This is a genomic window from Kitasatospora sp. NPDC002543 (genome assembly GCF_053594915.1).
The window spans coordinates 1-1,278 of the sequence record NZ_JBSFWR010000245.1 but is presented as its reverse complement, the minus strand read 5'-3'; the positions used below and the strand labels follow the sequence as shown (position 1 = coordinate 1,278).

Annotated in this window: 2 protein-coding genes; both read right to left on the bottom strand. The window is 65.6% G+C overall.

What is annotated here, in order from left to right; genetic code table 11:
• Positions 1-66: 66 nt before the first annotated feature.
• A complete protein-coding gene (locus ACWD4P_RS38310) occupies positions 67-849 on the bottom strand; it encodes an IS630 family transposase (RefSeq protein WP_449782834.1) in 783 nt (260 codons plus the stop codon).
• Positions 738-1,208 (bottom strand): helix-turn-helix domain-containing protein, encoded by a 471-nt coding sequence (locus ACWD4P_RS38305; RefSeq protein WP_449782833.1) that lies wholly within the window; start codon positions 1,206-1,208, stop codon positions 738-740. The genes ACWD4P_RS38310 and ACWD4P_RS38305 overlap by 112 nt, the downstream gene beginning before the upstream one ends.
• Positions 1,209-1,278 lie beyond the last annotated feature (70 nt).

Sequence of the window (1,278 nt, the reverse complement as noted above, 5' to 3'; positions counted from 1 at the left end):
CCGCGGCACATACGACCGGGCGCGCGCCGACCTCGATGCGATCGAGAACCTAGTAGACCGTCGTGGCTAATTTTTGGGATAGAGGTGACGTAGTTTGGTGCGTGCGTCGTGGGTGGTGAACTGCCAGTCCACCTGGCGTTGGTCGGTGTTGGTGGCGTTCTGCCAGGCTGTGAGTTCGGTGTTGAGGATGTCGAGGTCGTTGATCCGGCGGTCGAGGCATTGGCGGGTCAGCGCGGAGAGTTCGATCTCGGCGATGTTGAGCCATGACCCGTGCTTGGGCGTGTGGTGGATCTCGAGGCGCTGGGCCAGCGCGAAGGCCTCTTCTGGTTCGAAGGCCTCGTACAGTGAGGCGATGCCGTGGGTGTTGAGGTTGTCCATCACCAGCACCACGGCCTCGGCGTCGGGGTAGTCCACGCTCAGCAGCTGTTTGATCTGGCCGGCCCAGTCGATCCGGGTCCGCTGGGACAGTGCCTGAACTCGACGCCACCCGCGCAGGGGTTCGACCCACACGAAGATCGAGCAGGTGCCGCAGCGGATGTACTCGCTGTCCTGGCAGGTGTCGTGGCCGGGGCGGGCCGGGAGCGGGGCGCGGGCATGACCCAGGAGCTGGTAGGGCTTCTCGTCCATGCACACGACCGGACGTGCCGGGTCATAGGGCCGGGCGTAGATGGCCAGCACGTCTTCCATCCGGGCCGCGAACTCCGCGTTCCCTCGTGGTGGGATGGTCCAGCACTTCTTCAGATGAGGACGCAGTTCCGTTTTTTTAAGACCCGTCCGATGGTGGAGTGGTCCAGGTCGGGGATGTCCTCGACCAGCGCGACATGCTTCTCCAGCAGCCGCAGCGACCACCGGGTATAGCCCTGGGGTGGCTGTGAGCACGCCATCGCGATCAGCCGGGCTTCGACCTCACCGGTCACCGGCGAGGGCACCGGCGGCAGCTCGCGCTTCTTGCGCGTGATCGTGGCGTGAACATCGCCACCGGTCTCGGCGAACCGCTTGGCCACCAGCCGCAGTGTCTCGCCCGAGACTCCGGCCCGGGCCGCGACCACGTCCTGCGAGCCGATCGCGCCTGCAGAGGTGTCGAGCGCGAGCAGCACCCGCGCCCTCCTGATCACCGAGGCTGGATGGATACCCGTCGTGGTTACCCGAACCAGCTCTTCACGATCAGCCGCGGTCAGCACCACCGGCCTCTTCTTCTGCGAACCCATCACCCCAACTCCCGTCCGGCAGAAGGGAAGCAACATCTGCCGGACCCCACTATCCCAACCAACCAACCCA

Excerpts from the sequence above, each read along its gene's own strand:
- ACWD4P_RS38305 (WP_449782833.1), bottom strand. The coding sequence starts at position 1,208 with ATGGGTTCGCAGAAGAAGAGGCCGGTGGTGCTGACCGCGGCTGATCGT.